This window comes from Streptomyces sp. V4I23 (assembly GCF_030817975.1).
Taxonomy (GTDB): Bacteria; Actinomycetota; Actinomycetes; order Streptomycetales; family Streptomycetaceae; genus Streptomyces.
On the sequence record NZ_JAUSZW010000004.1, the window covers coordinates 1,281,938 to 1,308,459 of the forward strand.

Sequence of the window (26,522 nt, forward strand, 5' to 3'; positions counted from 1 at the left end):
CGTGGACGGACCCGACTACTACATACCCGCCGCCGCCCTGGGCGTCGCACTGGCGTTCAAGCTGCCCGGAACGCTGCGCGACTGGCGTGATCCGCTGCTCCGCTCGGTGTGCGCGCTGCTGGTCCTCGCGGCCTGCACCTTCTTCTTCGCCGCGCCGCCCACCATCGCCGCGGTCAACCGCCTCACCGGCGTCGCCAACTTCTCGGCCCCGCTGGTCTACTGCATCCTGACCGCGTTCAGCGCCTCCTGCCTGGTCCTGCTGGTCAACTGGCGCGGCGGCCCGCCGCAGGAGACACGGCGCGTCTCCGTCCGCTGGGTCGTCGGCTACGGCGTCGTCGTCGTGCTCCTGGTCGTCCTGTTCCTGCTCGGGGAGGCGCCCGAGGAGCGGCTGCGGGACCTCGACACGCACTACGCCACGACTCCGTACATCCGCGAGATGATCGTCCTGTACCTGATCGCGCACAGTGTGGCGGCCGTCGGTATGACGGCGCTGTGCTGGCGGTGGTCGCTCCAGGTGCGCGGCTGGCTGCGCGGCGGCCTGGTGATCATCGTGTTCGGGTCGTTGTTCAACCTGGCGTACGGCGTGAGCAAGTTCGCCGCCGTCTTCGCGCGCTGGGCCGGTCACGACTGGGACGCGCTGAGCACCCTGGCCGCGCCGCCCCTCGCCTCCGTCGGGGCCCTGCTCAGCGCGATCGGCTTCATCCTGCCGCTCGTCGGGCAGCGACTGTCCGACACCTGGCACGACTGGGCGGCCTACCGGCGGCTCGGGACGCTGTGGCGGGAGCTGCGCGCCGCGTCGGCGCCCGGCACGCCCACGGTACGCATCTCCTTCTTCTCGCCCGTCGAACTGCGGGTCACCCAGCGCGAGTCCGACATCCACGACGGCCTGCTGCAGCTCGACCCGTACTTCGACCGCGGGCTGCGGGCGAGCGCGTACGAGGAGGCGGTCGCGGACGGCGCCGAGCCGCGCGAGGCGCAGGCCGTCGCCGACGCCGCGATGGTCGCCGCCGCGCTGCGCTCCCGCGCCGCCGACCCAGAGGGCGAGATCATCAGCTCGGCCCAGGCCTACACGTCCGAGGCCGCGCAGGGACCGCGCGATCTGGTGCGCATGTCCCTGGCGCTGCGTCATTCACCCGTCGTCGCGGCAGTGCGCGTGCGCGCGGCCCGGTCAGAGAGCGGCACCCGATGAGCGATCCCTTGAGAACCGTCCGGAGCACGCCGCGTACAGCGGTCGTGATCGGCGGCGGCCTGGCCGGCATGCTGGCGGCCGGCGTCCTGCGTCCCCACGTCGACGAGGTCACCGTCGTCGACCGGGACGCCCTGCCCGACGGGCCGCACGCCCGCAGGAGCCTGCCGCAGGCGCACCACGCCCATCTGCTGTGGTCGGGCGGCGCCCGGGCCGTCGAGACCCTGATGCCGGGGACCACCGAGCGCTGGCTCGCGGCGGGGGCCCGGCGCATCCCGCTGCCGACGGGACTGGTGTCCATGTCGGCGCTGGGCTGGTTCCGCCGCTGGCCGGAGATGCAGTTCCTCATCGCCTGCAGCCGTGACCTGCTCGACTGGGTGGTCCGCGAACAGGTCACCGCCGGTCCGGGGGTCACCGTGCTGCAACGCACCGAGATGCTGGGCCTGGAGGGCGGTGCGACGCGCGTCACGGGCGTACGGGTGCGCGGAGCCGACGGGAACGAGCGGGTGCTCCGGGCCGACCTGGTCGTGGACGCGAGCGGCCGCGGCTCGCGGGCGCCCGACTGGCTGAGGGCGCTCGGCGCCGGCGAGGTGCGGGAGGAGAAGGTCGACTCGGGCCTCGCCTACGCCAGCCGCCTCTTCCGCGCGCCCGCGGGCTCCGGCGACTTCCCCGTCGTCAACGTGCAGGCGGACGCGCGGGAGCCGCGGCCGGGGCAGACCGCGACCGTCGTGCCCATCGAGGGCGGGCGCTGGATGGTGACCCTGTCCGGTACCCGCGGGGGGCAACCCACCAGCGCCGCCGACGAGTTCGAGAACTTCGCCCGCTCGGTTCGCCACCCCGTCGTCGCCGAGCTGATCGCCGACGCCGAGCCGCTCACCGACGTCTTCGTCAACCGCAGCACCGTCAACCGGCGCCGGTACTACGAGAAGGTCGCCGACCTGCCGGACGGCTTCGTCGCGATCGGCGACGCGGTCGCCACCTACAACCCGGTCTACGGGCACGGCATGTCGGTGGCCGCGCAGGGCGTGCTGGCCCTGCGCGAGGCGGTCGCGGCCCGGGGCGTGGCCGCTCCGGGGCTCTCCCGCTCCGTGCAGCGTGCGGTGGCCGGCCCGGTCTCCATGGCCTGGGACCTGGCCACCGGGCAGGACATCCTCTATCCGGGCGCGATCGGAAGGGAGCCGGGGGCGAGCTCGAGGGTGCTGCGGCACTACGTCGACCGCCTGATGCTGACCGCGACCGGGCGGCCCCTCGTCGCCAAGGCCCTGTTCGACGTCATGACCCTGTCCTCGCCGATCACCTCGCTGCTGCGACCGGAGATCGCGCTGGCCGTGCTCCGCGGCCCCAAGCTGCCCCGGCTGCCGGGCCCGCCGCTGACGGCCGAGGAACTGCGGATCGCGAAGGAGCCCCGGGGCCAACGGGAGCCGGACGCGGCGGACGCGTGACGCCCGCGGGCGGGCGTTCAGCAGGCCCAACGGGCACGCGGGACACGGGCGCCGGTCGGCGGAAGGTCCACCCGACGGCCACGGTGCCACGCGCGCCTGCGGCCCGGGCACCGGCTCCGGGTACGCGCTCGGGGTAGGGGCGGGCCGCGGCCGGGTCCTCGCCGCACTGCGGCAGCGCGGCATCGCCTAGGCTCGGCCGCACGATGAACGCCAATCACACAGACGCGGCACCGGCCCCGGGCGGAGGCACGCGTGGCCGGTCGGGGCGTCACGCCCCGACGCCGCTGGAGCCGAAGGCCGACAGGGAGACGGTCAGGCGGCACAACCTGAGCCTCGTCCTGCGTGCCGTGCGCGACGAGGGCGAGAGCACCCGCGCCGGTGTCGCGGCACGGGTCGGGCTCACGCGCGCCGCGGTGTCGTCCCTGGTCGAACAGCTGCTGGAGAGCGGCTTCCTGTCCGAGTCCGGCAAGACGTTCAGCGGACAGGCGGGCCGGCCGGGCACCGTGCTGAAGCTCGCCCGCACAGGGGTCGCGGGACTCGGCGTCGAGATCAACGTCGACTATGTGTCCGTCTGCGTGGTCGACCTCGCGGGCACCGACCGCGTACGGCTCGTGGAGCACCTCGACAACCGGGGCACCCCGCCCGACCGCGTCTTCGGCCGCGCGGCGGGGATCGCGGCGCGGGCGCTGGCCTCCGCCGCCGAGCAGGACCTCAGGCCCGTGGGCGCGGCGCTGGCGCTGCCGGGCCTCGTCGCGGCCGGGTCCGTCCGCCAGGCCCCCAACCTGGGCTGGACGTCGGTCGCGGCCGAGACGCCGTTCGCCGAGGCGCTCGCCGCACTGCGGCCCGGTCCGGCCGCGCTGCCGGTGCGTTCGGAGAACGAGGCGAACCTCGCGGCGCTGGCCGAGCTGTGGTTCGGCGGTCTCGGTGACGTGCGCAGCTTCCTCTACCTCACGGGTGAGATCGGGGTGGGCGGCGCACTGGTCCTGAACGGCGAACTGCTGCGGGGCGCGCACGGTTTCGCGGGCGAGATCGGGCATGTGTCGGTCGCGGACGACGGACCCGTGTGCCGCTGCGGCTCACGGGGCTGCCTGGAGCAGTACGCGGGCCAGTCCGCGCTGCTGAGGGCGGCGGGCATCGACGAACGCGCCGGCGCGGCGGGCGTGGCCGAACTGGAACGGCGCGCCCGCGCGGAGGAGCCGCGTGCGGTGGCGGCGCTGTCGCAGGCGGGCGTGATGCTGGGGCGGGTGCTGTCCGCAGCGGTGAACCTCTTCGACCCGGACGCGGTGGTCCTGGGCGGGATCTACCGCCCGCTGCTGCGGTGGCTCGGGCCGTCGGCGGGCACGGAGCTGTCGACACGGGTGGTGTCGGGCCTCTGGCCCCCGGGCAGCACACGCCTGCGCGCCTCATCCCCGGCGGCGGACGCGGCGCGGGGTGCGGCGGCGCTGACGGTCGACGAAGCGCTGACGGATCCGATGGGATACGGGGGGCGGGGGCGCTGATGCCGCCAGCCCTGCCTCCCCGGAACGTGGCAGGACCAGCCCCCGCACCGTGCTCCGCGCGGTGTCATCGATCAAACACCCCCTACGGCTGGGCCGTAGGAGGTGCTTGAGACGCGCCGGGGCGCCGGCCGGGCTGCCGGTCACGGCTCCGGGTCGAGCACGACCGGCAGTTCCGCGAGGCCGCGGAAGGCGGGGAAGGGAACCTCCATCCACTTCGCCTCGGCAGCGGGATCGGCCAGAGCGACCTGCGGGAACCGGCTGAACAGGCTGGTGAGGGCCAGCTGCGTCTCCAGCCGCGCCAGCGGTGCGCCCAGGCAGTAGTGGCTGCCGTGGCCGAACCCCAGATGGCCGCTCTGCTCGTTTCTCGGCCGCCTCACGTCGAGCTCGTCCGGGGAGTCGAACTTCAGCGGATCGCGATTCGCCGCCAGGAGCGAGATCTGCACCAGGGCACCCTTGGGGACGCGCGTTCCGCCGATCTCCACGTTCTCGGTCGCGAACCGGAACGTTGCGCTCTCCACCGAGCCGTCGTAGCGCAGCAGCTCTTCCACGGCGGCACCGACCAGTTCCGGGTCCTTCTGCACGGCACGCAGCTGTGCGGGGTTGGCCAGGAGGTGGTACACGGCATTTCCGATGAGGTACGCGGTCGTCTTGTGGCCCGCGAACATCAGCAGGAAGGCCGTCGAGACCAGCTCGTTCTGCGTGAGGCCGCCGTCGTTGTCCTGGGCCTCGGTGAGCGCGCTGAGCAGGTCCTCACCGGGGTGCCGGCGCTTGCGCGCGATGAGCTCGGTGAAGTAGGCGTGGAGGTCCTCCTCCGCCTTCTGCTGGGCCTGCTTGGACTCCTTGCTGAAGCCCGTCTGCGCCACCGTGGCGGACAGTCGGTGCATGTCGGCCCGCTCCTCGAGCGGCACGCCGAGCAGTTCGCAGATCACGGTGATCGGCAGCGGGAACGCGAACGCGGGCAGCAGATCCACCGGCTCGCGGGTGGGACACGCGTCGAGCAGCTGGTCGACGATGCCCTGGATCTTCGGCCGCATCGCCTCGACGCGGCGCGGGGTGAACTCGGAGTTGACGAGTCTGCGCAGCCGGGTGTGCTTGGGCGCGTCGGCGTTGAGCATGTTGTCGTCCAGTGAGACCGACGAGTCTCCGAAGATCCGCCGGTACGCGTCCATGGCCCCGTACATGTCCTTGCTCAGCCGAGGGTCGGACAGGGCGGCCCGGGCGTCCTCGTACCGTGTGATCAGGTACGTTTCGATGCCGTGCGGGGGAGTCATCGGGCAGACGGGCGCCGTGTCCCGGAGGGAGGCGTACACCGGGTGCGGGTTGCGCCGGAAGTCGGCGGTGCACTGTTCGGCACTGGTGACGGGGTCGCGCGTAGTGGTCACGGACGGCTCCTGAGGTCGAAGAGGGCCTCGGCGTTGCCGCCGAGGATGAGCTGCTGGGACGCCTTGTCCACGGGCAGCTTCTCGATCATGCGGATGAGGTCCTCCAGCGGAGCGGACAACGGCGGCGAGTCGCTGCCGAACAGCATCCGTTCGGGCCCGAGCACCTCCGCGTTGAGGCTCAGGTGTGCTGGGCTGAACGGGCTGGTGTCGACGTACATGCGCCGCAGGGCCGCGGCCGGGTCGGCCGACACCGCCTCGGGTGCCGGCCGGTCCGGTGCCTGCTGGTCGGACGCCGGGGCGGGGGACGGCGCGCCCCCGCCCCAGTGCCGGGGGCGCGCCGCCGTCTGCAGGCGCTCCGGCAGCAGCGCCATCGCGCCGCCGCCGGTCGCGCCGATCAGCCGCAGACCGGGGTACTTGTCCAGCCATCCCGCGAACGCGATCATGGCCATGCCCGCCGTGACATCGCCGAACCGGCCGATCTGCTCGACGAAGCCCATGTTGTCCACGTGCTCCGTGCCGATGGGTTCGGCCGGGGCGTGCACCAGGACCGGGACTCCCGCCTCCGCGGCCAGCGCGAAGAAGGAGTCCGCCCGCGGCGAGCCGAGCAGCTCGCCGCGGACGCTGGACGTGGTGATCAGGCCGACGAAGGCGGGATCCGCCAGCGTCTCCCTCACCCCTTCCAGATGATCGTCGTCACCGAACGGGTTGGCGTAGACGTACCCGCGCAGCTGGTCCGGGAAGGAGGAGACCAGACCCGACATCCAGGCGTGGAAGCCACGCAGCCGGTCGCGCGGCTGCTTGTAGTTGTCCACGCCCGGGACCCGAGCCATCGCGCCGGCGCCCACCGGGCTGCCGATGATGGTGAGGTCGATCCCGGCCTCGGCGCGCGCCGCGAGCATTCCGTCGACGTCGGTCAGGCTGGGGGGCATCGGGAAGCGTCTGGCCGCCTCCGGCGGGGACAGATGTCCGTGGATGTCGATGATCATGTGTGGCTTCCCGGTTCCGGTGTGACTGCGCGGGTGACCGCGGCACAGTCCTCGTCGCCGAGCCCTTGCTCGGTGGCGCGGACGTGGGTCTCCGCGGCTGCGGCGGTGAGCGGAAGGCTCAGGCCCTCCGCGGCCGCCTGCTCCACAGCGAGCATGAGGTCCTTCGCCATGAGGCGCAGCCGGAAGTCCGGTTCGTCGAAGCGCCCGGTTGCAAGGCGTCGCGACTTGAACGCCATGACCGGCGAGGCGAAGCCGCTGCCCGCGATCGTCTTGAGAACCAGCTGCTTGTCGAGGCCGGTCGCGGCCGCCAGTTCGGCGGCCTCGGCCATCGCCTGCACCTCTATTCCCATGAGGAGATTGAGGAGCAGCTTCATCCGCATGCCGGAACCGAGTGCGCCCAGATGGACGACCTCCTTGCCCAGCATGTCCAGCAGGGGCCGGCCGGCGGTGAAGACCCGCTCCTCGCCGCCGACGAACAGGCGCAGTTCGCCGTCGCGGGCGTGGTCGCGATTGCCGAGCATGCCGACGTCCATGACGGACGGCACGTCACCGGCGAGCCGGACGACCTCCTCGGGTGCGACGGTGCTGGCGCATATCAGGGAGCCGGGGTAGGCACCCCTGGCCAGGACGCCGTCCGTGCCGTGCAGCACGGCGCCGAGGGCGTCGCCGTCGGCGACCGTGCAGATGGCGGCGGTCGTCCCCTCGACCGCTTCGCTGGGGCGGCCGGCGGCGAAGGCGCCGGCCCGGGCGAGCGGCTCGGTCCGTTCCGGGGTGCGGTTCCACACCCGCACCTCTACTCCTCGCGCGAGCAGGCGCGTGGCCAGGCCCGTGCCCATCGTGCCGAGACCGAGGACGGCGACGGGACCGGTGCCGGCGTCGGGGGTGCTGACGTTGCGCGTCATGACTTCTCCTCCACGGTCTCCTTGACGACCCGGAACCGCAGCGACTGCGTCGAGTCGACCCACTGGCGCAGCGGAGCCACGAGAGCGCGGTGCTCCTCGCTCTGCTGCCAGGCGAAGAAGTGTTCGGGAGTCTCCCACTCGCTGGTGATCACCCACTGACGGGAGTCGTCCACCGGTCGTCCGAGTCTTTCGACGATGTGGCCGGGGGTACGAGCGACGGAGCGACGCATCTGCTCGTACATCTCCAGGAATCCCTGTTCGCCGCCCTCGATCACACGGACCGCGAAGACCACGGAAAGCCGTTCGGCCGTTTGGCCGTTCTGCACAGTGCCCATGTCTCCTCCTGATGGTGAGATCCGCCAGGACACGCTTCCCAAGGACTCATGGGCCCCGTGGCGACGCAACTCCAAATGGGGGACTCCCCAGGCGGGACAAGGGCTTTCCCGTCTCGGCTAGCCCGTCCGGGTGATCCCCGAAGACCTCGCCGAGGCGGGTCCGATCGCCCCGCCGGACGGCCGCGAACAGGTGACACCTGAAGGGTCCCGACAAGGCGCGGCGAGCGCCCCGCCTCAGACGTCGCGGCGCAGCAGGTCCTCGTACGTCTCGCGGCGGACCACCTCCCGCGACATGCCGTCCGCGCAGAAGACCACCGGCGGGCGACGCGCGCCGTTGTAGTTGTTCGCGAGCGAGAGGCAGTACGCGCCCGTGACCGGCACCGCGATGACGTCGCCCACGCGCGGGTCCCGCAGCGGCACGTCGCGGATCAGGGTGTCCCCCGACTCGCAGTGCCTCCCCACCAGGTCGCAGCCGACGCCCCCGCCGACCCGCGTGCCGACCGTCGCCTCGAACCGCTGTCCGTACAACATCGGTTCCAGGTTGTCGCCCATGCCCCCGTCGACGGCCACGAGCGTGCGCGGCCCGTGTTTGACGGTCACGGCGCGGTAGAGCGTGGTGGCCGCCCCGGCGACCAGGGAGCGGCCGGGCTCGATGAGCAGGCGGGCCGTCGCCGGGAGGTGCTTGCGGGCGGCGTCGGTGAGAGTGCGGACGTACTCCTCGATCGTCGGCGGGCGGTCGGCGTACGTGTAGCGGACCCCGAGGCCGCCCCCGAGGTCGTACACCGCGTGCTCGCCGAGTTCACCGATCGCCGCGATCGCCTCCACGGCGCGGGCGAACGGCGCCGTGTCCAGCAGCTGGGAGCCCACGTGCACGTGGAGTCCCTCCAGCAGCAGCCGCTTGGCGCCCCGCAGCCGGCCGGCCGCGCGGACGGCGTCGGGCACCGCGAGGCCGAACTTGGAGTGGCGGTGCCCGGTCGCCATCGCCTCGTGGGTGTCGGCGTCGACGTCGGGGATGACCCGTATCAGCACGCGCTGCGGGGCCCGCGCGCGGGCCTCGCGGTCGTGCTCCAGGAGGTGTTCGAGGCGGTCGATGTCGTCGAAGTTGTCCACGACGACGGTCCCCGCGCCCGCGCGCAGGGCCATCGCGAGCTCCTCGTCGGTCTTGGCGTTGCCGTGCACGACGATGCGCCGAGGATCGGTGCCGGCGGCCAGCGCCACCGCCAGCTCGCCGCCTCCCGTGACGTCGACGCCGAGGCCCTCCTCGGCCCTCGTGCGGACGACGGCCGTGCAGGGGAAGGACTTCGAGGCGAAGACCACTTGTCCGTTCGGCCAATGCTCGGCGAGGGCCCGTACATAGCGGCGGGCCGTCGCCCGCAGGGCGTTCTCGTCGACGACGACGGCCGGGGTGCCGTGCCGCTCGGCCAGTTCACCGACGCGGCAGCCGCCGATGACGAGTTCGCCGTCTTCTGCCAGGTGGGAGCCGGGCGGGAACAGTCCGACCAGGTCGGCGGCGGTGGAGATGTCGGCGGGGGCCACGGTCATGGGGGCGACTCCTGTCTCGATGGGGCGGGCCTATCCTGGCGGGCGGCCCTGGTCGCCGGCCCTGCCGATCCCCTCAGGAAATGAGCCCTTCGTTGTCCGATCCGACAAGGTCGTCGGCCCCCTTCCCCGACGAGCGGGTCGCCGGCACGCTGCGGGTGCTGCTGGACGCGCCGGGCCACGTGCCGGTGCGCGTTCTCACGGCGCCGGCCGGGCTCGACGTCCCGGTGCGCGGAACCGTGGTCCACGACCCGAACGAGCCGCTGCCCGCCACGCCCGCCGCGCTGCTGCTCGCCGTGGCCGGCGAGGTGGCCGACCCCCGGGCGCGGGAGGCGGTGCGCCGGGCGGCCGGGCGGCGGTTCGCCGCGGTGGTCGTCAAGTGCCGGGGCCAGGACCCGGCCCGGCTCGTCGAGGAGGCCGACCGCTGCGGGATCGCCGTGCTCCGGGCGGACGACGGCGTGCCCTGGCAGCAGGTCGACGCGGCGCTCAGCTGCGCGCTCGCCGCGTACGGCGTGGGCGGGACGGCGGTGTCCGCCCCGGTCGGCGGCGAGCAGTTGTTCGCGCTGGCGGACAACCTGGCCGCCGTGCTGGGCGGTTCGGTCGCGGTCGAGGACTTGGACCAGCATGTCGTCGCGTACTCGAACGTCCCCGGGCAGCGCATCGACACCCTGCGCGAACGGGGCATTCTGCAGCGGCGGGTGCCCGACCAGCCCGAGCAGCGGCAGCAGTACCGCGAGGTGCTGGCAGCCTCGGGTGTCGTGCGGTTCCCCGCCCAGGGCGAGGAGTTGGCCCGCGCCGCCGTGGCGGTGCGGGCGGGGACCCTGCCGCTCGGCACCTTGTGGGCGATCGAGCCGGAGGACGGGCTGTCGCCGCGGGCCGTCGCCTCACTGGCCGACGGTGCCCGGCTCGCCGCCCCTCACCTGCTGCGCGCACTGAACGTCCAGGAGGCGGAACACCGCCTGCGCCAGGACACCTTGCGGTCGCTGCTGGAGGGGTACGGTCCCCCCGCCGACGAGGCCGGTTCCGTGCTGGGGCTGGAGCCCGGGGCGGCGGTGTGCCTCGCCGGGTTCACGCCCGGGCCGGACACGGGGGCGGCCGCGCACGCGCTCGTCGCGCACCTCGAGTCGGCCCTGGTGCGCCATTGCGCGGCACACCGGCCGGAGGCGACGGTCGCCGCGACCTCCGGGGCCGTATACGCCCTCGTCCCAGGCGACACCGCCGCCGTCCGGCGGTTCGCGGACGGGGCCCTGACCGCGCTGCGGTCGTCGGTCGGCGGTCCCCTGCGGGCGGCTGTCACCCGCCCGTACGCGGATCTGCTGCGGCCGGCGGCGCTGCGCGCGGAGGCGGACGACGTCCTGCGGGCCGTGTCCCGCAGCGGGGGCGCCGATGGCGCCGCGACGGCCGAGGACGTACGCCATCTGGTCCTGCTCGACCGGCTGAGCGGTGAGCTGCGGCGTGAGCCCTGGCTGCGGCTGCCCGCGGTGGCCCTGCTGCTGGCGCACGACGCCGAGCACGGGACGGACTACGCGGCCTCCCTCAGGGCCTGGCTGGCGGCGGTCGGCGACATCGCGAAGGCGGCGGCCGCCCTGACGGTGCATCCCAACACCCCGCGCTACCGGCTGCGCCGGGCCCGCGAGCTGTTCGGTCTCGACCTCGACGACCCGGACGTGGTGCTGGCCGCCTGGCTGGAACTGGCGCTGGCAGCCGGCGAACCGGGCCCGCCCGGTCGGATCGGACAGACGCCGCGGGCGCCCCGCCGGGAGTGACCGGCAGGGCGCCCGCGGCGCCGGGTGGGACGGTTCAGACGCGTGGCCGGTCGGCGGCCGCCGTCTCCAGGCCGGTCTCGGCGCGCGCCGTCGAAGGGGCGCCCTCCTGTCCTTCGTCGGCCCGCAGGGCCGAGTGCCGCCGTCCGAAGCCGAGGTAGAGCGCGGCGGCGAGGAGCAGCCAGGCGCCGAACAGGGTCCAGGTGATGCCCGGCAGGAGGTACGCCAGGTACAGGCAGGACCCCGCCGCGAGCACGGGGACGACGGGGTACAGCGGCACCCGGTAGGAGCGCGGGGCGTCGGGGGCGATGCGCCGCAGGACGACGACCGCGGCCGCGACGGCGACGAACGCGACGAGGGTGCCCATGGACGTGAGGTCCGCCAGGTACTGCAGCGGCACGAGCGCGGCGAGCCCGCCGACGAGCACGCCGACGATCCAGGTGTTGTGCACGGGCGTGTGGCGCTTGCGGTCGACGCGGCGGAAGATCTGCGGCACCAGACCGTCTCGGGCCATCGAGAACAGGATGCGGGTCTGTCCGAAGAGGGTGACCAGCACGACGCTGAAGATGGACACGACCGCGCCGGCGGACAGCAGCACGGCGGGCCAGCCGGCCCCGGTGACGTCCCGCAGGATCTGCGCGAGGACGGCCTCGCCGGCGTCGGCCTGCTCGCCGAACCGGCCGGTGGGCTGGGCGCCGACGGCCGCGACGGAGACCAGGATGTACAGCAGCGTGACCGCGCCCAGGGTGAGCAGCAGGGCCAGCGGGATCGTGCGGCGCGGGTTGCGGACCTCCTCGCCCGCGGTGGCGACGGTGTCGAATCCGACGTACGAGAAGAACACGCCGGAGGCGGCGACGCCGATGCCCGCGATGCCGTGCGGTGCGAAGTCGCTGAAATTCTCGGCGCGGAAGGCGGTGAGGGCGATGGCGACGAAGACGACGAGGACGCCGATCTTGACGGCGACCATGACCGCGTTGACGGCGGCGGACTCGCGGGTGCCGCGGGTGAGGAGCAGCGAGCAGAGCAGGACGACGACGAGGGCGGGGACGTTCACGTAGCCGCCGGCCCCGGGCGGCTGGCTGATCGCGTCGGGAAGAGTGAACCCGAAGAGCGCGTCGGTGAGTTCGTTGAGGTACTGGGCCCAGCTGACGGCGACGGTCGAGACCGCCACCCCGTACTCGAGGATCAGGCACCAGGCGACGAGATAGGCGGCGCCCTCGCCGAGGGAGGCGTACGCGTACGAGTAGGTGCTGCCCGCCACCGGCAGCACGCCGGCCAGCTCCACGTAGCACAGCGCGGCGAGGCCGGCGACGACGGCGGCGACGACGAAGGACAGGACGACACCGGGGCCGGCCTTGGGCACGGTGGTGCCGAGGACGAAGAAGATGCCGGTGCCGACGACCGAGCTGATACCGATCAGAGTCAACTGCCCGAGGCCGATGGTGCGGCGCAGGGCGGAGCCGTCCGCCGCGGTGTCGCACTCGGCCATCAAGCGGTCCAGCGATTTACGGCGGCACAGCTGACTCATCACGCGGCTCATGGCTCCTCCTGGAGATCCGTGACCCCGTCTGCGGCGTTGCCGCGGGGGCTGCCGGTGATCGTGCGCCGCCGCAAAAAATCTTCGCAAGACGTGCGTCTGTACAAAAACTTACCGTCGGTTGTCCAGTTCGCACGTGGACTCTCCGTGCCTCAACCCCTAGGGGTGCTCGGCGTGTTCGTCCTCGGATGTCAGCGGGCCCCCAGCAGATGGTCCATCGCCAACTGGTCCAGGTGCTCGAACGCCATCCCGCGCTCGGCGGCCGCGTCGACGTCGAACTCCTCGTAGGCGGCCCGGTCCGCCAGCAGTCCCGCGAGGCCGTCGTCCGCCGTGGGACGGGCCAGCTCGTCCAGGCGCGCCGCGCGCAGCGCCTCCACGACCTGCGGATCGGCGCGGAAGGCAGCGGCACGCTCCTTGAGGATCAGGTAGTTGCGCATGCAGCCGGCCGCCGACGCCCACACCCCGTCGCCGTCCTCGGTCCTCGGCGGCTTGAAGTCGAAGTGGCGCGGGCCCTCGTACCCGGCCGTCTCCAGCAGGTCGACCAGCCAGAACGCCGACCGCAGGTCACCGGCGCCGAAGCGCAGGTCCTGGTCGTACTTGATGCCGTTCTGGCCGTTCAGGTCGATATGGAAGAGCTTGCCCGCCCACAGGGCCTGCGCGATGGAGTGCGGGAAGTTCAGCCCCGCCATCTGCTCGTGGCCGACCTCCGGGTTCACGCCGTACAGCTCGGGCCGCTCCAGGCGTTCGATGAACGCGAGCGCGTGACCGACCGTCGGCAGCAGGATGTCGCCGCGGGGCTCGTTGGGCTTGGGCTCGATGGCGAAGCGCAGGTCGTAGCCCTGCTCGGTGACGTACTGGCCGAGCAGGTCGAAGGCTTCCTTCATCCGGTCCAGAGCGACGCGCACGTCCTTGGCCGCACCCGACTCCGCGCCCTCGCGACCGCCCCACGCCACGTACGTCCGCGCGCCGAGCTCGGCCGCGAGGTCGATGTTGCGGAGGGTCTTGCGCAGCGCGTACCGGCGCACGTCGCGGTCGTTCGCCGTGAAGCCGCCGTCCTTGAAGACGGGGTGTGTGAACAGGTTCGTCGTGGCCATCGGCACGACCATGCCGGTCTCGTCCAGGGCCTGCCGGAAGCGCTTGACGTGCTCGGCGCGCTCGCTGTCACTCGCGCCGAAGGGGATCAGGTCGTCGTCGTGGAAGGTCACACCGTAGGCGCCGAGCCCGGCGAGCCTGCGGACCGACTCGGCGGGGTCGAGCGGGGGCCGTGTCGCGTCGCCGAAGGGGTCCCGGCCCTGCCAGCCGACGGTCCACAGACCGAAGCTGAACCTGTCGCCGGGTGTGGGTGTGAAGCGTTCCGTCATGGCCGTGCCCGCCTTCGCGTCCGAGTTTGTTTTCTTACCTTACTAATAATGCACACTCGGGCCCGATCAATGAAGACGCGCGACGTCTGGTGCACCCGACCGGCCGTGGCGTAATTTGTTCGGAGCTCGGCCAAATACACGGCCGCGACGGAACGAGAGGTGGAGCCATGCCGGCGAACGCGGTCGTCATCGGGGTGGACAGCTCGACCCAGTCCACCAAGGCGGTGTTCACCGACGCCGCCACGGGCCGGCCACTCGCCATCGGGCGGGCGCCCCATCGCGTCGACGGAGAGGGCGGCGCACGCGAGACCGACCCGGAGGTCTGGTGGCAGGCGCTGCGCGAGGCGGTCGCGACCGGCCTCAAGGAGCTGAGGACCGCGGGCGTCGACGCCTCCGCCGTCACCGGCATCGCGGTCGCCGGCCAGCAGCACGGCCTCGTCGTCCTCGACCGGGCTGGCGCCCCGCTGCGCCCCGCGCTGCTGTGGAACGACACCCGTTCGGCACCCCAGGCGGCTGCCCTGACCGAGGCCCTCGGCGGCCCGGACGCCTGGACGGCGCGCACCGGATCGGTGCCGGTCGCGTCCATGACCGCGGCGAAGTGGCAGTGGCTGCGGGAGAACGAGCCCGCCGGCGCAAAGGCCGCGGCGGCCGTACGGCTCCCCCACGACTTCCTGACCGAGCGCCTGGCGGGCGTCGCGGCCACCGACCCGGGCGACGCGTCGGGCACCTGCTGGTACTCCACGGCCACGGGCGCCTACGACCCCGAACTGCTCGGCCTCGTCGGCCTCGACGCCGCCCTGCTGCCGCAGGTGGCGGCGACGGGCGGCACCCGCCTCGGCGCGCTCACCACCGCGTCCGCGTCCGCGCTCGGCCTCCCGGCCGGTACCGCCGTGGCCGCCGGCACCGGCGACAACATGGCCGCGGCGGTCGGTCTCGGACTCGGCGGGGAGGGGCTGTTGAACCACCCGGTGCTGAGTCTGGGAACGTCGGGCACGGTGTTCGCCGCGAGCCGCACCCGCCCCGCGTCGCCCCTGCTGGCGGGGTTCGCCGCTGCCGACGGCACGTACCTCCCGCTCGCCTGCACGCTCAACTGCACACTGGCTGTGGACAAGGTCGCGGCCCTGCTCGGCCTGGACCGCGACGCGGCCGAGGCGGGCGGCGAACTGGTGGTCCTGCCCTATCTGGACGGGGAACGCACCCCGGACCTGCCCACCGCCGCCGGCCTGCTCACCGGCCTGCGGCACACCACCACCCGTCAGCAGATCCTCGGCGCGGCCTACGAGGGGGCGGTGGTCACGGTGCTGCGCGCACTCGACGAAGTGCTGCGCGCCTGCGGCGAGGACCCGGCCGCGCCGGAGACGGCGTCCCGCCCCCTGCGTCTGGTCGGCGGCGGCGCGCAGGGCCGCCACTGGGTCGAGACGGTCCGCCGCCTGTCGGGCCGCCCCCTGCTGATCCCGGACAGCACCGAACTGGTGGCTCTGGGGGCCGCGGCGCTGGCGGCGTCGGCGGCGACCGGCGAGGACGCGGTGTCGATCGCGACGGGCTGGGAAACGGGCGGCAGGGAACTGCCGCCGCTGGAACGCGACATGGAGGCATGGGAGCGGGTCTCCTCGGTCCTGGACCGTGCGACTCCCTCGCTGCTGACCTGACCGCGCGGACCGCCCGGCCCGACGCCACGGTCACGGCCGCAGATCGAGGTCCATGTCCAGGTCCTCCAGCTCCAGCTCCGCGTCCACGTCCAGGTCGAGGTCCTCGTCCCCCAGCCCGAGGTCCTGGTCCAGACCCAGGCCCTCGTCCAGGTCGAGCTCGTCGACCGCGTCGAGATCCAGGGCGGGCTCGGCGCCGGCCGGGGGGCGGGGCCCGCCGCTCAGGGCGATCTCGGCCCGGACCATGCTGCCCGTCTCGGTGCGGTGCGCGACTGTGCGGGTCGCGTACGCGTCGACGAGGCGCAGGCCGCGCCCGCAGGGCACATCGGCGTCCAGCGGCTCCTGGCGCGGGTTGGGGCGGTGTTTCCAGCAGCCGGCGTCCATCACCTCGATCAACAGCAGCTCACCGCGGAGACTGATCGCCGTGGACACCCACGGACTGCCGCTGTGCATCACCACATTCGTGACGAGTTCGGTGACGATCACCGACAGCGCCTCGTCGAAGTGCTCGGCCAGCCGCCACCGGCGTGCGACCGCCCGGACGAAGCGCCGCAGTGCCCGCGCTGCCTGTGGTGAGGACGGCATCGCGCAGTGGGCGAGGCTTCGCAGAGCAGAGGTGGGTCCGGCCCGTTGCGGGGCCGGGTCCGATGCACGTTCTATGGCGATCACTTGGGCTCCTGTTCGGTCGGGCAGCACTGCCCTGACCAAGGTCCAGCGGCCGGGAGGTCGGATCGCGCCTCACCGGCCGTCGACAGCCATGCAGATCTTCTGCGGCAGCTCAACACTCCTGGCCGTGCGCGGACGGCACAATCAGGGACACTGAAACCCGTATACGTAAAGAATCGAATTGCCCCGAAACCTCCCAGGAGAGTGATGCGGTGGACACGCCCAGTGACGCCGCGGCGGACCGCTGGCTGACGCGTGTGCTCGCGCACAGCGCCGGCGAGACCGACGACCCCGGTGAGCCGGCCCTGCTGCTGATCGAGGGCGCGGCCGGCACCGGCAAGTCACGGCTGGCGCGGCGGCTCACCGAAGCCGCGCAGGCGCAGACGGTCACCGTGGCGTTCTCCCCCTTCGGCGCCCTGGTGACGGAGATGTCCGTGACCGAGCGCCCCGCCGGCCCCGCTTGCTCGGCACCCCGCACACCCGCCGCGGCCCCGCCCGGCCGTCCCCCCGCACCGGAGCGCACCGCACACGTGTCGGCCGCCCTGGCTCCGCTGCTCGACGCGGCCGACCGCACACCGGACGGCCGCCCCGGCACCGCGGCCGCACGGGGCCGGGGACCCGCCCCCGCCCTCGTCGTCGCCGAGGACGTCCACCTCGCCGACCGCTCCTCCCTCGACCTGCTGCGCCGTCTCGTCGCACGCCCTCCCCGCGGTCTGGCGCTCGCCGTGACCTACCGGCCCGAGGAACTGCGCGACGCCGGTCTCCCCCTGGGGCTCGGCGCCTCCTACGCCGCCGAACTCGCCGTGCGGCACATACGTCTCACGCCGCTCGACGGGGAGCAGGTGCGCCGCCTCGTGGAGGAGGGGCTCGGGGCGGACTGCGGGCCGGCGGAGCTGTTCGCACGGATCCGGCAGCGTTCCGGCGGCGTCCCCCAGGTCGTCGCGGATCTGGTGCGTCTGCTGCGCGAGACCGGCGAGCCGCGCGAACGGTACTCGCCCCGGGACCTGGACGCCGCCGGTGTCCCTCCCCGCCTCGCGGCGCTCGCCCTCAGCCGGACCGCGGCGCTGAAACCGCGGCTGCGCCCCGTCGCCTGGGCCGCCGCCGTGCTCGGCGAGCCCGCCGGGGCAGATGAACTCACGGCGGTGGCCGGGCTCGTGGGTGACCAGGGCACCGAGGCGCTGGTGGGCGCACTGCGTGCGGCCGTACTGACCGAGGACGAGCTCGGCCGGTACGGCTTCTTCGTTCCGCTGGCCGGGACGGCCGTGTACGCCGAGGTGCCGGGCCCGGTCCGGCGCCGGATGCACCGCCGCGCGGCCGCGGTTCTCGCCCGCCGACAGCCGGTTCCCTGGGTCCCGCTGGCCCGGCACCGGCGCCACGCGGGCGAGGCAGGCGGCTGGCTGCGCGCGGTGGAACGGGCGTCACAGGAGCGGGCGGCAGCAGGCGACCACCAGGCGGCGGTCGACCTGCTGGAGGAAGCCCTGTCGCTGCCGACGGTTCCGCCGCAGGCCCGTGCGCGGCTCGCGCCACTGCTCGCGCACAGTGCCGTGCTCGGGCTGCGTTCCGAGCAGACGGTGACCGTGCTGCGGCAGATCCTCGACGAGCAGACGCTGCCGCCCGCGGTCCGCGGCCAGATCCGCCTCGACCTCGGGCTGCTGCTGTGCAACCAGGCGGTGGCCGGGACACACGGCTGGCTGGAACTCCAGAAGGCGGTGGAGGAGTTGCAGGAGCGGCCGGTGCTTGCGGCCAGGGCGATGGCCGCGCTGGCCATGCCCCTGCTGTCGACGGTCCCGCTGGAGCAGAACATGTACTGGCTGGAGCGGGCGGAGAAGGCGGGCGCGGAGAGCGGCGACGAGGAGGCGCGTACGGCGGTGGCCGCCAACCGCGTGGGCACGTTGATGTACGTGGGCGACCCGTCGGCATGGCAGGCGCTGGAGCTCCTGCCGAGGGACACCGACGACGCGGCGTATCAGCAGCATGTGGCCCGCGGCCTGTGCAACGCGGCCGACGGCGCGCTGTGGCTCGGCCAGCTCTCCCCCGCCCGCGCACTGCTCGCCGAGGGCGTCGAGCTCGCCGCACGCAGCGGTGCGGCGTACGTCGAACAGGGCGCGCGCGGCACGTCGCTGCTGATCGACTGGGCGGCGGGCGACTGGTCCGATCTCACCGCCCGGGCCCGCGCGTGCGTGGCCGAGGCCGACACCATGCCGGGCATGGCCGTGGACGGACGCACGGTGCTGGGGCTGCTGGCGCTGTCGAAGGGCGAGTGGCAGCAGGCGACGGCGTGGCTGGCCGACGAGGGGCCGCGGGCGGGCGACGCGACGGCGGTGCCGCACGTGGCAACCGCCTCCGGTGCCCTGATCCGTATGGCGCTGGTACGCGACGACGTCGACACCGCGGTGGAGCAGGCGTCGATGGCGTGGGACCGGCTGCGGGACAAGGGTGTGTGGGTGTGGGGCGCGGAGCTGGCTCCGTGGGCCGTGGAGGCGACCCTGCGCGCGGGCCGGCAAGCGACGGCCCGGAGCATGGTCGCCGAGTACGCCGAAGGTCTCGAAGGACGCCAGGCGCCCGCGTCCGACGCGGCGTTGCGGTGGTGCCGTGCGCTGCTCGCCGAGGCGGAGGGCGAACAGGGCGCTGCGGCGGAGCTGTTCCATCAGGCGGCGCTCGTGTACGCGGGGCTTCCCCGTCCCTACTCCGCGGTCCTCGCCACCGAGGGCGCCGCCCGCTGCCTGCTGGCCTCGGGCCGGGACATGGAGACGGCGGTCGCCGAACTGGCGTCCTGCGTCGAGCGGTTGACCGAACTCGGGGCGGTGTGGGACGCCGCCCGCGTCCGGGCGACGCTGCGCGCGCACCAGCCCGCCGACGGGCAGCGTCCGCGGGGGCGCCCCAGCTACGGCGACCAGTTGTCCCCACGCGAGCAGGAGGTCGCCGACCTGGCGGCGACCGGGCTGACGAACCGGGAGATCGCGGCGACACTGCACCTGTCGCCGCGCACGGTCGAGCAGCATGTGGCCCGCGCCCGCCGCAAGCGGGAGTCGCAGTCCCGGCAGACGCTGTCGCGGGCGCGGTCCCAGCGCCCGGAATGACGCGGGGCCGGTGCGCCGGTGTTTCTTTGCGTATCCGTAAATCGGCGGTACGGATAGGAAAGGCCCGGGCCGCCCCATAGCGTCCTGCCGGTGCCCGGGACGGCCGGGTGTCGAACGGCCGTGCCGACCCCCCACACACACACCGACGGCGGCGCGGACGTACGGCCATGGGAGCCCGGCCCCCGGGCACGCCAGCCGCGCATCCGCGCTGCGCGCGGTGACCAGGGGGACCCGGCCCCGACGCGGCGGGCCGTTCCGGGCGGCCGCGCGCCCGGGCGTCGGCGGTGGAGGTTCGCCGGGCACCCGGCAGCAGTGCGGCGGACCGTCTGACGTGAGGCATGGCCGACTCCCGTACGGTCGGTGGACCGCCCGACGCGACGGGCGCCGCGCGCGAACGACGGTCGGCCGCCGGGGCGTTCTGTGGGGTGCTGCGCCGCGCGGTTCGGGCGGCGTCGCCGTGCGCCGGGTGGTCAGCGGTCGGCCGGCAGGTCGTAGACCCGGCGGACGCTGGTGCCGAGGCGGGAGATGTCCGCGCCGTAGACGTGGAGGGACATCGCGGTCGCCGAACCCGCGTTCCGTACGCGGTGGATGTCCCCGGGCGGCGCGAATCCGCAGACTTCGCCCTGCCGGGCCACCGCGTCGGCGGTGGCGACGAGCCGCGCCGTGGAGCCGTGGCCGTCGGCGGGGACCAGCCGGTAACGCCGCTCGTGTTCCTCGCCCCGATGCACACCGGTGGTGCACCAGGCCACGTGGTCGTGCACCACCGTGCCCTGCCCCGGCAGCCAGACGAGGGCGACGAGCGAAAAGCTGCCGTCGTGTTCGGCGTGCAGCAGGTGCTGCCGGTAGCGCTCTGGATCGCTCTCACACTGCTCGGGGGTCAGCAGGTCGTCCGCTCCCAGGTGCGGCGCGAGGCGCTCGCCGACGAGATGCGCCGTCAGATCCGGCGGCAGCCCGCGACCGACCGCGTCGCGCACGCCGTCGATCAGCGCGTCGAGACGGGCGGTGGTCCGGGCCGCGGTGAAGGCGGTGGGTGATGTCGTCATGCGCGCAGCGTCCGGCCGCGCGCAGCCTCACGTCCAACGACGATTTCCTGGGTTCTCCCAAGCGGCGGTTATGAGTGGCACGCCGGCGCTCAGCAGCCGACCTTGTTGGCCGCCACCGTCCGCAGTTCCTCCAGGACGAGCGAGGTGGCCGGAACTCTCAGGTGCTCCCGCAGCACGTACGCGAAGATCTTGCGGCGCGAGAAGGGCTGCAGGGGCCGGCCGGCGACCTTCTCGTGGCGCATGAAGTTCAGGACGAGCGCGGGGATCATCGCCACGCCGAGCCCTTCCGCGACCAGGCTCTGCACCGCGAGGTTGTCGTCGGTCATGAAGGCGATGTCGGGCACGAAGCCCACTTCGGCGCACTCGTGCAGCAGGTTGGCACGGCAGCGCGGGCACCCGGCGATCCACCGCTCCCCCGCGAGGTCGGCGAGGCGCACCATGCGCCGCCGTGCCAGGGCGTGGGCGCGCGGCAGCAGAACGGTCAACTGGTCCTCCAGCAGCGGGATCTCGACCAGTTCGCCGGGCACGTGCTGACGCAGTCCGGGGTAGGTGAAGGCGAGGGAGACGTCGCACTCGCCGCGCGCCAGCCGCCGCAGCGACTCGGGCGGCTCGTCCTCCAGCAGGTCGACGCGGATGCCCGGGTGGGAGGCGGTCAGCCGGGCCAGGGTCTCGGGTACGAGGGTGGAGTTGGCGCTGGGGAAGGCGCAGAGGCGGACCCTGCCGGAACGCAGCCGGGTCAGGGCGTTCACCTGCTCCTGCGCGGCCGACATGGAGTCCAGAATGCTGCTCGCGTGCCGGGACAGCGCCTGTCCGGCCTCGGTGAGCCGCATGCCGCGCCCGACCCGCACGAACAGCGCGGAGCCGACGTCCCGTTCGAGCGCCTTCATCTGCTGGGTCACGGCCGGCTGGGTGTAGCCGAGGACACGGGCCGCGGCCGAGTACGAGCCGGTTTTGACGACTTCGTGGAACGTCCTGATGTGCCGGGAATCGAACACCGGCGCATCATAGGCGAGAGCGCGTCATAAGAGATTTTTGGGGTGCGCGGAAACCAGCGGCGGCGCCGGACCGCCCCCTGTGGCCGCGTCTTCTCAGGGTTTGCGGGCCACCGCACCGTAGAGGGAGATCACCGCGTCCTCGTCGACGGTCTCGTCCATGGCCAGTTCGGGGTGCCACCGCGTCAGCTGGACGACACCGGGCTCGACGAGCTCCAGCCCGTCGAAGAAGCGGGACACCTCGGCGTGCGTCCGCGGGACGAGGGTGACGCCGCCCGCGGAGTACATCTGCACGCCGCGCAGCACGGCGGCCGGGTCGAGGTCGGCCGTCAGCTGGGACAGGACGAGGTGGCTTCCCGGGGGCAGCGCCGCCATGAGCTGCTCCACCAGGTCGTACGGGTGGTCGTCGTCGTCCAGGAAGTGGGTCAGGGCGACCAGCGACAGGGACACGGGCCGCGTGAAGTCGAGGGTCTTGCGCGCCTGTTCCAGGATGCGCTCCGGTTCTCGCACATCGGCCTGGATGTAGTCGGTGACGCCTTCGGGAGTGCTGCGCAGCAGGGCCTCGGCATGGGTGAGGACGATGGGGTCGTTGTCGGCGTAGACGACGCGGGACTCGGGGGCCGCGGCCTGGGCGATCTGGTGCAGGTTGGGCTCGGTCGGGATGCCGGTGCCGATGTCGAGGTACTGGCGGACGCCGGCCTCGCGCGCCATCCAGCGCGTGACGCGCTGCATGAACCAGCGGTTGGTCCGGGCGACGTGCCGGGCGGTGCCGTCGACGCCCATGATCTGCCGGCCGAGTTCCTCGTCGACCGGGTAGTTGTCCTTGCCGCCGAGGAACCAGTCGTACACCCGGGCCGGGTGCGGCCTGCTGGTGTCGATCCTGTCGGTCCGTGCGTCGGTGTTGTCGGTTCCGGCCATACGAGGCTCCCCCGGTCGGTCGAGGCCCGGTTCCCGCGGGCAGATCGACCAGCGATCCTTCCAGCCGGTACTGGGCGATGGCAACTGGGGCCGGCAGGAAGGCAGTTCGAGACATCGGACGGCCGCAGGCGGTACGGATCGGATGCGTCCGGCGCGGGTCGATGCAATCAGACGGTGGGCAACGGCCCGGCCGTGCTGTACACGAAGCCGACACCGATCCCGACGAGCCGTCGGGGCCGGCTCGTCGGCCTGGAGCCTTGCGGGGCACCCGGGCTGCTCAGGCCGGGACGGACCCCAGGCCGGCATCGTCATTTCGACATCGCCGGATGATGCCGTCCACGTCGGCCCGTGGGCTGACAGCGAGGACTTCGACTTCGACGTCCCGGATGTGTGCCGCTCCTGGCTCAGAGTCGGCTACTTTCCTTGTTCGATCGCGGCGCTCGATCCCGCCGACGGCAGAATTCATGGGTTCCCGCACGAGGGTGACGGGCAGCCTGTTCTGATCCATCGTGACCTCGACTCGCTTGTGCGCTCCCTCCTCGTGCTGAAGAAGTTCTTCGAAGGGCGTGAGGAGAACTGGGACATCGCACCGGACGAGCTACGCAGGGGAATCGAGGCATTCGACCGTCTCCCGTTCGCCGACGCGAAATCCGAGTGGAACGCGATGCTCCAGGAGATCGAGGACGGCATCTTCTGAGGTCACGTCGTAGCGGATCGCCGGACCGCACCACCGGCCAGGTCCAAGGTGGCGAGGTACAAGGGAATTCCACCTGAACGACACCCCGGCACCCTTCCCGCTCCTGCCCCGCGCCACCGACTCCCCCGTCGCGCCCGCGCCCGGCCCTACCCGCCGACGTCCGGTGCCGGATCGTGCTGGCGGCGGCGCGCTCGAGCGTGGGCCACGCATCGACTCCCCCCGAGGAGGTCGCGGAGGCCCACGCCCGAGTCACCAGCCGTCAGCAGCAGTGGCTCTGAGGGTTCTCCTCCCCGGTGCCGGGTGGGGACCGGGTCACCGGGGTGGTGCTCCCGGTGGCGCCGGCAGAAGCGGTCGCAGTCCGCGGCGCCCGAGATCTCCCGCTAGTACCACCAGACGCCCCGCAGCAGGCGCGTGAGAGGTTCGGTCAGCGGGCCGGTTCTCATCCCCGCTCCCGCGCCCCGACCAGCGCTCCGGACCGCGGCGCGGGGTCTCCTGCACGGAGGCACGGAGAACACGCGAAGCGGATCGGATACGCGTGACAGGGATCACGACGCGCGGCGGATCCGCGGAACGGGTTCACGGAGGAGCTGCGGTCGGCCGTGCCTCGGTTGACAGCGGGTTTCCGGAAGTTTTCGGCCACCGTTGTCAACCGCCAACGCCCGGCGCGGCGTTTGACGTCTCCCCCTCCGCATGGCCGCCGGTGACGGGATTCCGGGCAGGTGGAGGCGTCACTCCGCACGCGGTCCTTCCCCACCTCGTGGGTCTAGCACTTGGCTGAATTCAGTGGTTCACTCCTCAACTGTCGGGGCCGGCTCTGGGGGCCGGCTTCCTCCGTGCTGGTGACTCGTTCGGCTTCGCCAGGGCCTGCCGGCATGGCTTCTTCGTCCGTTCAGTTGCGCTCGGCCCCGCCGGGGTTTACCGCGACGTGGCCGGATTTCCACCGCCGACGGCCGGCGCGTCGCCCTCTGGTGGTGATCGGACGGCTTCGAACGGACATCAGGCCACAACGAGCGTGGAGGAGCCATGAGTAACCTCGCCCCTGTGATCACCTGTACGGCTGTCGTACTGGTGGCCTCGGCGACCGCGCTGAGGGGTGCCCGCCTCGCCTCGGGCGGCACCAGGGTCAGGGCGGACCTCGAGGACTGGGCACTGGCCGACCGCCGCCAGGGCGGTGGTCTCATCTGGTGCCTGCTGGGAGGCACCGTCTACACCGCGTACACGTTCACCGCCGTGCCGGGCGCCGTCTTCACCTCCGGCGGCATCGGGTTCTACGCCCTCCCCTACACGGTGATCATCTGCACGATCGCCTTCGTCCTGCTGCCGCGGCTGGCATCGGCGGCTCGTGCCCACGGGCACGTCACCGTCGCCGACTTCGTGCGGGAGCGGTACGGCTCGCCGCTGCTCGCGCTCGCGGTCTCGCTCACCGGGATCTTCGCCACGATGCCGTACATCGCTCTCCAACTGCTCGGGCTACGGGCGGTCCTCAGCGTGCTCGGGCTGCGGCCCGACGGATTGCCGGGCGACGCCGCGCTCACGGCCGTCTTCGCCGTACTGGCCGTCTCCACCTACCGGTACGGGCTGCGGGCGCCCACCCTGGTGTCGCTGGTGAAAGCCGTGCTCGTCGTGGGCGCCACGATCACCATCGGCGCGCTCGTCCTGGCCGAACTGGGCTCACCCTCGTCCTTGTTCGCCCGCGCCGACGCGGTGCTCGTGGCACGCGACGGCGTCTCCCCCCTCGTCCCCGACCCTTCCCTGGCGCCGGCCTACGCGTCGTTGGCCCTCGGCTCGGCGCTCGCGCTGTTCGCCTTCCCGCACGTGCTCCTGGTGGCCTTCTCCGCCCGCTCGACGGACGTCCTGCGGCGCTCGTCCGTCGGCCTGCTGGGCTGGACGACGATGCTCGGCCTGTTCGCCCTCTTCGGGATCGCGGCACTCGCGTCGGGCGTCCGGCCGCCGCCGGGCCGCTCGGAACTGGCGATCCCCCTGCTCGTCCTCGACCTCGCACCCGGCTGGGCGGCCGGACTCCTCCTGGGCGCCGTCGTCGTGGCGGCGCTCGTGCCGGCCGCCGTGATGTCCATCGGCGCGGCGACCCTCTTCGCGCGCAACGTCTACCTGGAGTTCGTCAACCCCACCGCCACGGCGGCCCAGGTGACCCGGACGGCCCGGCTGATGTCGCTGGTCGTCAAGGTCGGCGCGCTGGCCTTCGCGCTCGGGCTGCGCGATCAGGCCGCGATCAACCTCCATCTGCTGGGCGCGGTCTGGGTGCTGCAGATCCTGCCGACGATCGCGCTGGGCCTGCTGCACCGCACCCCGCACCGCGTCTCCCTGCTCGCCGGATGGCTGCTCGGCATGGTCGTCGGCACGGCCCTGGTGAACGCGAGCGGCTTCTCCTCCCTGGTGTCGCTCGCCCTCGGCCCCGTACAGGTCCAGGTGTACGCCGGCGTGGTCGGCCTCGCGGTCAACCTCGGCGTCGTCGCGCTGACGAGCCCGCTGCTGGACCGGCTCGGCGTGCCGCGCGGCCTGGCCGGAGTGCTGAGACCGGCCCGCTCGACGCACCACAGGGAGGTGGCGTGATGAGGCGTACCGAGCGCACGGCACGTACGGAGCGTACGGACACGCCGTGGCGCCGTGGCCGCGCCGCCACGGAGCCCGACGCCGCAGTCACCTCCCCACGTCCCGTCCCCTCCTCCGAGAGCGCACCTGCGCCGATGCCTGCGGGCACCGAGCCCGGTGTGGACCTGCGGGACGTGGAGCGGGAGACGGCGTTGATCCGGCTCTTCGACGGCCATCACGCCCAACTCGTCAGACTGGCCGTACTGTTGGGCGCGGAGCAGGACGCCGAGGACGTGGTCGCGGAGGCGTTCTGCGTACTGCACCACCGCTGGTACCGACTCCGTGCGCCGGAGGCCGCGCCCGCGTACCTTCGTTCTGTGGTGTGCAACCTCGTGCGGATGCGGATACGGCGCCTTCAGGTGTCCCGTCGCCATGCCGGCATGGAGGTCTCGGAGGTCGCCTCCGCGGAGTCCACGGCGATGCTCCACGAGGACCAGCGGCAGGTCGTCGACGCGCTGAAGAACCTGCCCACCCGGCAGCGCGAGGCACTGGTCCTCCGCTACTGGATGGACCTCAAGGAGAGGGAGATCGCCGAGTCGATGGGGATCAGCACGGGTGCGGTGAAGTCGCACATCTCCCGCGGGATGCACGCGTTGTCGCGGGCCATGGAGACCCATCGATGAGTGTGGACGACCCCGAGGCCCGGCTGCGCGACACCCTCGACTCGCTGGCGTCGACGGTGGTGCCGTCGCCCGACACCTACGCCAGGGCCCGCTCGGAGTGGCAGCGGCGGGACCGTCGGCGCCGGCTCGTCATGCTGGTGCTCGCGGTGCTGATCGTCGCCGTCGCCGACCTGGTGGGTCTGTGGGCGCTGCACTCCTTCGCCGCTCCCGACCGGCCGCCGGGCCAGGAACGGATCGACGTGATCGTCCAGCCGTGACGTGCACACAGGCGAACGGGGCCGCGGAGCGAACTCCGCGGCCCCGCCCCCTCGGCGG

General features: G+C 73.1%; 21 protein-coding genes. 10 read left to right on the forward strand and 11 right to left on the reverse strand.

From position 1 onward, the window contains the following. The first annotated feature begins 1 nt into the window (after position 1). The 3 genes from QFZ82_RS08000 to QFZ82_RS08010 all read left to right on the forward strand — a co-directional run bounded on the left by QFZ82_RS08000 (position 2) and on the right by QFZ82_RS08010 (position 4,127). Positions 2 to 1,189, forward strand: a complete 1,188-nt coding sequence (locus QFZ82_RS08000) for an MAB_1171c family putative transporter (protein ID WP_307712471.1) — start codon at positions 2 to 4, stop codon at positions 1,187 to 1,189. After that, positions 1,186 to 2,628 (forward strand): FAD-dependent monooxygenase, encoded by a 1,443-nt coding sequence (locus QFZ82_RS08005; RefSeq protein ID WP_307712472.1) that lies wholly within the window; start codon positions 1,186 to 1,188, stop codon positions 2,626 to 2,628. The genes QFZ82_RS08000 and QFZ82_RS08005 overlap by 4 nt, the downstream gene beginning before the upstream one ends. Before the next feature lie 203 nt (positions 2,629 to 2,831). Then, the gene (locus QFZ82_RS08010; RefSeq protein WP_307712473.1) at positions 2,832 to 4,127 is read left to right on the forward strand and encodes an ROK family protein; all 1,296 of its coding nucleotides are present in this window, start codon (positions 2,832 to 2,834) and stop codon (positions 4,125 to 4,127) included. A 140-nt stretch (positions 4,128 to 4,267) separates the two neighbouring features. Here QFZ82_RS08010 and QFZ82_RS08015 read toward each other — a convergent pair whose 3' ends face one another. The 5 genes from QFZ82_RS08015 to lysA all read right to left on the reverse strand — a co-directional run bounded on the left by QFZ82_RS08015 (position 4,268) and on the right by lysA (position 9,274). Beyond that, positions 4,268 to 5,509 carry a cytochrome P450 gene (locus QFZ82_RS08015; protein ID WP_307712474.1) on the reverse strand — a complete coding sequence of 414 codons (1,242 nt, stop codon included), beginning with the start codon at positions 5,507 to 5,509 and terminating at the stop codon, positions 4,268 to 4,270. Further along, entirely contained in the window at positions 5,506 to 6,495 is a 990-nt protein-coding gene (locus QFZ82_RS08020; RefSeq protein ID WP_307712475.1) for an amidohydrolase family protein, read from the reverse strand. The genes QFZ82_RS08015 and QFZ82_RS08020 overlap by 4 nt, the downstream gene beginning before the upstream one ends. Then, a complete protein-coding gene (locus QFZ82_RS08025) occupies positions 6,492 to 7,397 on the reverse strand; it encodes an NAD(P)-dependent oxidoreductase (protein WP_307712476.1) in 906 nt (301 codons plus the stop codon). The genes QFZ82_RS08020 and QFZ82_RS08025 overlap by 4 nt, the downstream gene beginning before the upstream one ends. Then, positions 7,394 to 7,732, reverse strand: a complete 339-nt coding sequence (locus QFZ82_RS08030; RefSeq protein WP_307712477.1) for an antibiotic biosynthesis monooxygenase — start codon at positions 7,730 to 7,732, stop codon at positions 7,394 to 7,396. Before QFZ82_RS08030 ends, QFZ82_RS08025 begins: the two co-directional genes overlap by 4 nt. A 234-nt stretch (positions 7,733 to 7,966) precedes the next feature. Then, positions 7,967 to 9,274, reverse strand: a complete 1,308-nt coding sequence (gene lysA / locus QFZ82_RS08035; protein WP_307712478.1) for a diaminopimelate decarboxylase — start codon at positions 9,272 to 9,274, stop codon at positions 7,967 to 7,969. Positions 9,275 to 9,366: 92 nt separating this feature from the next. On the opposite strand from lysA, the gene QFZ82_RS08040 reads away from it, so the two are divergent. Then, positions 9,367 to 11,037 carry a CdaR family transcriptional regulator gene (locus QFZ82_RS08040; protein WP_307712479.1) on the forward strand — a complete coding sequence of 557 codons (1,671 nt, stop codon included), beginning with the start codon at positions 9,367 to 9,369 and terminating at the stop codon, positions 11,035 to 11,037. A gap of 34 nt (positions 11,038 to 11,071) precedes the next feature. Here the strand turns inward: QFZ82_RS08040 and QFZ82_RS08045 are convergent, their stop codons facing one another. Both QFZ82_RS08045 and xylA read right to left on the reverse strand, forming a co-directional pair. Beyond that, on the reverse strand, positions 11,072 to 12,574 hold the full coding sequence (locus tag QFZ82_RS08045; RefSeq protein ID WP_307712480.1) for an APC family permease: 1,503 nt from the start codon (positions 12,572 to 12,574) through the stop codon (positions 11,072 to 11,074). 188 nt (positions 12,575 to 12,762) lie between these two features. After that, entirely contained in the window at positions 12,763 to 13,932 is a 1,170-nt protein-coding gene (gene xylA, locus QFZ82_RS08050; protein WP_307712481.1) for a xylose isomerase, read from the reverse strand. Between the two features lie 167 nt (positions 13,933 to 14,099). Here xylA and xylB point away from each other — a divergent pair, with 167 nt between their 5' ends. Beyond that, entirely contained in the window at positions 14,100 to 15,581 is a 1,482-nt protein-coding gene (gene xylB, locus QFZ82_RS08055; RefSeq protein WP_307712482.1) for a xylulokinase, read from the forward strand. Positions 15,582 to 15,611: 30 nt separating this feature from the next. Here xylB and QFZ82_RS08060 read toward each other — a convergent pair whose 3' ends face one another. Then, entirely contained in the window at positions 15,612 to 16,247 is a 636-nt protein-coding gene (locus QFZ82_RS08060; RefSeq protein ID WP_307712483.1) for an ATP-binding protein, read from the reverse strand. A 209-nt stretch (positions 16,248 to 16,456) separates the two neighbouring features. On the opposite strand from QFZ82_RS08060, the gene QFZ82_RS08065 reads away from it, so the two are divergent. Continuing rightward, positions 16,457 to 19,324, forward strand: a complete 2,868-nt coding sequence (locus tag QFZ82_RS08065; protein WP_307712484.1) for a LuxR C-terminal-related transcriptional regulator — start codon at positions 16,457 to 16,459, stop codon at positions 19,322 to 19,324. A 470-nt stretch (positions 19,325 to 19,794) separates the two neighbouring features. Here QFZ82_RS08065 and QFZ82_RS08070 read toward each other — a convergent pair whose 3' ends face one another. From QFZ82_RS08070 to QFZ82_RS08080, 3 genes are all read right to left on the reverse strand, one after another. Further along, on the reverse strand, positions 19,795 to 20,367 hold the full coding sequence (locus QFZ82_RS08070; RefSeq protein ID WP_307712485.1) for a cysteine dioxygenase family protein: 573 nt from the start codon (positions 20,365 to 20,367) through the stop codon (positions 19,795 to 19,797). Between the two features lie 89 nt (positions 20,368 to 20,456). Beyond that, the gene (locus QFZ82_RS08075) at positions 20,457 to 21,362 is read right to left on the reverse strand and encodes a LysR family transcriptional regulator (RefSeq protein WP_307712486.1); all 906 of its coding nucleotides are present in this window, start codon (positions 21,360 to 21,362) and stop codon (positions 20,457 to 20,459) included. A 93-nt stretch (positions 21,363 to 21,455) separates the two neighbouring features. Beyond that, on the reverse strand, positions 21,456 to 22,277 hold the full coding sequence (locus tag QFZ82_RS08080) for an SAM-dependent methyltransferase (RefSeq protein WP_307712487.1): 822 nt from the start codon (positions 22,275 to 22,277) through the stop codon (positions 21,456 to 21,458). 142 nt (positions 22,278 to 22,419) lie between these two features. Here QFZ82_RS08080 and QFZ82_RS08085 point away from each other — a divergent pair, with 142 nt between their 5' ends. The 4 genes from QFZ82_RS08085 to QFZ82_RS08100 all read left to right on the forward strand — a co-directional run bounded on the left by QFZ82_RS08085 (position 22,420) and on the right by QFZ82_RS08100 (position 26,464). Further along, on the forward strand, positions 22,420 to 22,974 hold the full coding sequence (locus tag QFZ82_RS08085; RefSeq protein ID WP_307712488.1) for an SUKH-4 family immunity protein: 555 nt from the start codon (positions 22,420 to 22,422) through the stop codon (positions 22,972 to 22,974). A 1,023-nt stretch (positions 22,975 to 23,997) separates the two neighbouring features. Then, positions 23,998 to 25,545, forward strand: coding sequence for a sodium:solute symporter (locus QFZ82_RS08090; RefSeq protein WP_307712489.1), 1,548 nt, complete (start codon positions 23,998 to 24,000; stop codon positions 25,543 to 25,545). Next, on the forward strand, positions 25,545 to 26,207 hold the full coding sequence (locus QFZ82_RS08095; RefSeq protein ID WP_307717659.1) for an RNA polymerase sigma factor: 663 nt from the start codon (positions 25,545 to 25,547) through the stop codon (positions 26,205 to 26,207). Before QFZ82_RS08090 ends, QFZ82_RS08095 begins: the two co-directional genes overlap by 1 nt. Next, positions 26,204 to 26,464: a hypothetical protein gene (locus QFZ82_RS08100; protein WP_307712490.1), complete on the forward strand. Its 261-nt coding sequence runs from the start codon at positions 26,204 to 26,206 to the stop codon at positions 26,462 to 26,464. Before QFZ82_RS08095 ends, QFZ82_RS08100 begins: the two co-directional genes overlap by 4 nt. Positions 26,465 to 26,522: the final 58 nt, after the last annotated feature.

Bases quoted from the DNA above. Each gene is read 5' to 3' on its own strand.
- QFZ82_RS08005 (WP_307712472.1), top strand. From the start codon at position 1,186: ATGAGCGATCCCTTGAGAACCGTCCGGAGCACGCCGCGTACAGCGGTC.
- QFZ82_RS08010 (WP_307712473.1), top strand. From the start codon at position 2,832: ATGAACGCCAATCACACAGACGCGGCACCGGCCCCGGGCGGAGGCACG.
- QFZ82_RS08020 (WP_307712475.1), bottom strand. From the start codon at position 6,495: ATGATCATCGACATCCACGGACATCTGTCCCCGCCGGAGGCGGCCAGA.
- QFZ82_RS08025 (WP_307712476.1), bottom strand. From the start codon at position 7,397: ATGACGCGCAACGTCAGCACCCCCGACGCCGGCACCGGTCCCGTCGCC.
- QFZ82_RS08030 (WP_307712477.1), bottom strand. From the start codon at position 7,732: ATGGGCACTGTGCAGAACGGCCAAACGGCCGAACGGCTTTCCGTGGTC.
- lysA (WP_307712478.1), bottom strand. From the start codon at position 9,274: ATGACCGTGGCCCCCGCCGACATCTCCACCGCCGCCGACCTGGTCGGA.
- QFZ82_RS08045 (WP_307712480.1), bottom strand. From the start codon at position 12,574: ATGAGCCGCGTGATGAGTCAGCTGTGCCGCCGTAAATCGCTGGACCGC.
- xylA (WP_307712481.1), bottom strand. From the start codon at position 13,932: ATGACGGAACGCTTCACACCCACACCCGGCGACAGGTTCAGCTTCGGT.
- xylB (WP_307712482.1), top strand. From the start codon at position 14,100: ATGCCGGCGAACGCGGTCGTCATCGGGGTGGACAGCTCGACCCAGTCC.
- QFZ82_RS08070 (WP_307712485.1), bottom strand. From the start codon at position 20,367: ATGACGACATCACCCACCGCCTTCACCGCGGCCCGGACCACCGCCCGT.
- QFZ82_RS08080 (WP_307712487.1), bottom strand. From the start codon at position 22,277: ATGGCCGGAACCGACAACACCGACGCACGGACCGACAGGATCGACACC.
- QFZ82_RS08085 (WP_307712488.1), top strand. From the start codon at position 22,420: ATGCGTCCGGCGCGGGTCGATGCAATCAGACGGTGGGCAACGGCCCGG.
- QFZ82_RS08090 (WP_307712489.1), top strand. From the start codon at position 23,998: ATGAGTAACCTCGCCCCTGTGATCACCTGTACGGCTGTCGTACTGGTG.
- QFZ82_RS08095 (WP_307717659.1), top strand. From the start codon at position 25,545: ATGAGGCGTACCGAGCGCACGGCACGTACGGAGCGTACGGACACGCCG.
- QFZ82_RS08100 (WP_307712490.1), top strand. From the start codon at position 26,204: ATGAGTGTGGACGACCCCGAGGCCCGGCTGCGCGACACCCTCGACTCG.